The 3,804-nt window shown below is 64.4% G+C and carries 5 protein-coding genes; 3 read left to right on the top strand and 2 right to left on the bottom strand.

From position 1 onward, the window contains the following. On the bottom strand, positions 1-380 hold a 380-nt coding region (locus EN955_RS33905), incomplete at its 3' end, for a P1 family peptidase (RefSeq protein ID WP_206523773.1). After that, positions 380-1,453 carry an ABC transporter substrate-binding protein gene (locus EN955_RS33900; protein ID WP_013532116.1) on the bottom strand — a complete coding sequence of 358 codons (1,074 nt, stop codon included), beginning with the start codon at positions 1,451-1,453 and terminating at the stop codon, positions 380-382. The genes EN955_RS33905 and EN955_RS33900, both read right to left, overlap by 1 nt. A 179-nt stretch (positions 1,454-1,632) precedes the next feature. Here EN955_RS33900 and EN955_RS33895 point away from each other — a divergent pair, with 179 nt between their 5' ends. From EN955_RS33895 to EN955_RS33885, 3 genes are all read left to right on the top strand, one after another. After that, on the top strand, positions 1,633-2,160 hold the full coding sequence (locus tag EN955_RS33895; protein WP_013532115.1) for a flavin reductase: 528 nt from the start codon (positions 1,633-1,635) through the stop codon (positions 2,158-2,160). Continuing rightward, positions 2,157-3,086 carry a MoxR family ATPase gene (locus EN955_RS33890; RefSeq protein WP_013532114.1) on the top strand — a complete coding sequence of 310 codons (930 nt, stop codon included), beginning with the start codon at positions 2,157-2,159 and terminating at the stop codon, positions 3,084-3,086. The genes EN955_RS33895 and EN955_RS33890 overlap by 4 nt, the downstream gene beginning before the upstream one ends. 3 nt (positions 3,087-3,089) lie before the next feature. Next, positions 3,090-3,804 (top strand): VWA domain-containing protein (locus tag EN955_RS33885; protein WP_127223559.1); only part of this gene is annotated, 715 nt, incomplete at its 3' end.

The raw sequence follows: 3,804 nt of genomic DNA, 5'->3' as shown, positions 1-3,804 counted from the left end.
GGAAAACGGCCCCAGTCCTTGCCGCCGCCATTGCGCAGGTCGAACAGGATCGCCGACGGCACGATCGGAACGCGAAAACCGCCGACCTCGAGGCCGATGCCGCGTTCACGCAACGCCGCCTGCACGCCGGAGGCCGCGTCGAGGCCGAAAGCCGAACCGCCCGAAAGCACCACGGCGTGCACCACATCGACGGAATTGTGCGGTTCGAGCAGGTCGGTCTCGCGGGTGCCCGGCGCACCGCCCAGGATCTGAACGCCGGCCACTGTGGACGCATCGCAAAGCACGGTCGTTACCCCGGATTTCAGCCTGGCGTCGGACGCATTGCCGACGCGCAGGCCGGCAACGTCGGTGATCAGGTTGCGTGGGCCGGTGCGAAACATCAGTTGCTTTCCAAGGGCGCAAAGCGCGTGCCATCGAAGCGGAAGACGCGGTAGGGGCTCCGGCTGAGATCGCCTTTCGCATCAAACCGGATCGGCCCGATCGCCGTGGTGAAATCCTGTCCGGTCAGAGCTTCGGTCAGTGGTTTGCCCGAGCTTTCGGACAAGCCCGACGCTGCCTTGGCGATTTCGACCGCCGCAAAGGCCGGCAGCGTATAGCCGTCGGGCACGACTTTCTGCGCGGCAAAGGCCGCCAGCACTTTTGGATCGGCGACATCGGCCCATTCCGGCGGTGCGATCATCAGTGTGCCCAAGGAATAGGGCACGTCGCCGGGCGGCGTGCGCAGATTCTCGCCGCCGGCAAAGACGATGCCCGCCTGAAGCTGTGCGGCATCGCGGCCCATGATGGCGATGTCGTCGCCATCGCCGCCGGCAAAGACATGCGTCGCGCCGGCCTTCTTCAGCCGACCGATCATGCCGATCTGATTGTCGAGCTGGGGCCGGAACGTGTCGACGAACACAGGTTTCAGCGCTGCCTGTTCGGCCGCTGCCCGCAACGTCTCGGCGATTTCACGGCCGTAGATGGTCCCGTCGTCGATAATGGCGAACAATTCGTTTTGCCACAGGCGGGTGAGGGCTGACGCGACCGCATTGCGCTCATCGTCGCCGCGTGGTCCGAGGCGATAGACCGGCCAGCCGGTCTTGGCGCGGCGGTCGGTCAGGCTTTCGGTTCGCACGCCAATGGTGATGACCGGAATGTTGGCGTCCTTCAGGATCGGCATCGCCGCCTCGATCGCCTCGGTGCAGAGAAAGCCGACCACGATATTGACCTTGACGGCTGCGAATTCCCTGGCCGCGGCAGCGCCGCCATCGGCGGTGCAGGCATCATCCACGGTCTTGAGTTCGATGCCGTCCGCTTCGGCGGCCATACCGGTACCGGCCTCGATCTGCTTGCCGAGAATGGCCGATGGTCCCGACAGGGGCGCCGAGACGCCGACCAGCAGCGTCCGGGCATCCGCACCACTGGCCAGGAACAGCCAGAACAGCGCCGCTATTGTTCTTGTCCTGGGTCGCATTCGAGCGATGGGATCCTCCGGGCCGGTCCTATGCTCCCGGCACTGTTGCCGCCAAGACCTAAAGGCTGCCCGGCCTTGGTGCAACACGCGAATTTCGGGATATGGCTCAGGCACTTCGCTTGTGGCGGGCTATGTCTGGCCATATATGTCGATAGGATCCTGACAATGGAAAAAATACGGTGCTGAAGAAGAACGACATTGGGCCGCAGGCCTATCGCGACGCGATGAGCCACTTTGCCGGCCACGTCCATGTGGTCACCACCGACGGGCCGGCCGGCAAGCGCGGCGCGACGGTGATCGCGGCCTGCTCGGTTTCGGACACCCCGCCGACCATCCTGGTCTGTCTCAATCGCGAAAATCCCAAGAACGAACCGTTCGTGAAAAACGGCAGGTTTGCCTTGAACACCCTGGCTTCCCACCAGGAGCCGCTGTCAGTCGGCTTTTCCGGAATCACCGGCTTGCCGGTTGAGGAGCGCTTCGCGCTCGGCGAATGGGACGTGATCTCCACCGGCGCGCCGACGCTGAAGGGTGCGCTCGCCGTGTTCGACTGCGAATTGATCGATACCAAGGACCTGGCCACCCATCGTGTGCTTTTTGGCAAGGTGACAGGCCTGCGGATGGGCGATAATTTGCGGCCGCTGATCTATCACGCCCGCGGCTACCACGTACTGGAAAGCGGAGCGGCGGCGTTCACGGAGAAAGAATGACCGAGCTGAAACCGCGCGCCGCGCCACGGACGATCGACGAGACGCTCGATCTCCTGACCGGTGCGGACTATGTGGCGGACCGGTCGCTGGCGACCGTACTGTTCCTGTCGTTGCGTATGAAGCGGCCGCTTTTCCTTGAGGGCGAGGCCGGCGTCGGCAAGACCGAGATCGCCAAGGTGTTGGCACAGGCGCTCGGCCGCCGGCTGATCCGCCTGCAATGCTATGAAGGCCTTGACGTCTCGTCCGCCGTCTACGAGTGGAACTACGCCGCGCAGATGATCGAGATCCGCATGGAGGAGGCGGCCGGCAAGGTCGAGCGCTCCGCCATGGAGCGCAACGTCTTCTCCGAAAAATACCTGATCCGCCGCCCGGTGCTCGATGCGCTGACCGGCAAGGCGGGGGCTGCCCCGGTTTTCCTGATCGATGAGCTCGACCGCACCGACGAGGCGTTCGAGGCCTTCCTGCTCGAAATCCTGTCCGACTTCCAGGTGACGGTGCCCGAGCTCGGCACCATCAAGGCGGAAGAGCCGCCGATCGTCATCATCACCACCAACCGCACCCGTGAGATCCACGACGCGCTGAAGCGGCGCTGCCTCTATCACTGGGTCGACTATCCCAATGCCGAGCGCGAGTTGGAGATCGTGCGCCGCAAGGTGCCGCAGGCCAACCAGCGCCTTTCGGCCGAAGTGGTCTCCTTCATCCAGAAGCTGCGCCAGATCGAGCTGTTCAAGGTGCCGGGTGTCGCCGAAACCATCGACTGGGCCGGCGCGCTGACCGAGCTCGACAAGGTGGCGCTCGATCCGGAAACCGTCTCCGATACGATCGGCGTGCTGTTGAAATACCAGGACGACATTGCCCGCATCGAGCAGGGCGAAGGCCGGCGCATCCTCAACGAGGTGAAGGCCGAGCTTTCGGCGGCGGAGTAGGCGATGCCGCGCCCCGAGCCAAAAGAGGCCATGCCGCACGGGCGGATCGCCGACAACATCGTCTATTTTGCCCGCACCTTGCGCAAGGCGGGCATGCGGGTCGGGCCGGCCTCGGTCAAGGACGCCATCGAGGCGGTGCTCGCCGCGGGCATCGGTTCGCGCGACGATTTCTACTGGACGCTGCACGCGGTGCTGGTGTCGCGGCATGAGGATCACGCCATTTTCGACGAGGCCTTCCGGCTGTTCTGGAAGTCGCGCGAACTGATCGAAAAGATGCTGGCGATGTTTTCGCCGGTGGCGCCCGACACCAGGGAAAAGCAGAAGCCACGAGCCGCTGAAAACCGGGTCAGCCAGGCGATGTTCGAGGGACACCAGAAGAACCAGCCGCCACAGGAAATTCCCGAGATCGAGGTCGACGCCCGCTTCACCTTTTCCGGCAACGAGGTGCTGCGGGCCAAGGATTTTGCCCAGATGAACGCCGCCGAGATGGCCGACGCCAAGAAGGCGATCGCGCAGTTGCGGTTGCCTTTCGACATGGTGCGGACGCGGCGCTTCAAGGCCGATGCGCATGGCCGCCGCATCGATCCGCGCGCCATGATGCGTTCGGCCGCGCGCACCGGCGGCGAACTGATCCTGCCGAAATTCCGCTCAGCCCGCGAGGTTCATCCGCCACTGGTGGTGTTGGCCGACATTTCCGGCTCGATGAGCCAGTACACGC

Source organism: Mesorhizobium sp. M7A.F.Ca.CA.001.04.2.1, from assembly GCF_003998485.1.
GTDB lineage: Bacteria > Pseudomonadota > Alphaproteobacteria > Rhizobiales > Rhizobiaceae > Mesorhizobium > Mesorhizobium ciceri.
This window is presented reverse-complemented; position numbering and strand designations above follow the sequence as displayed.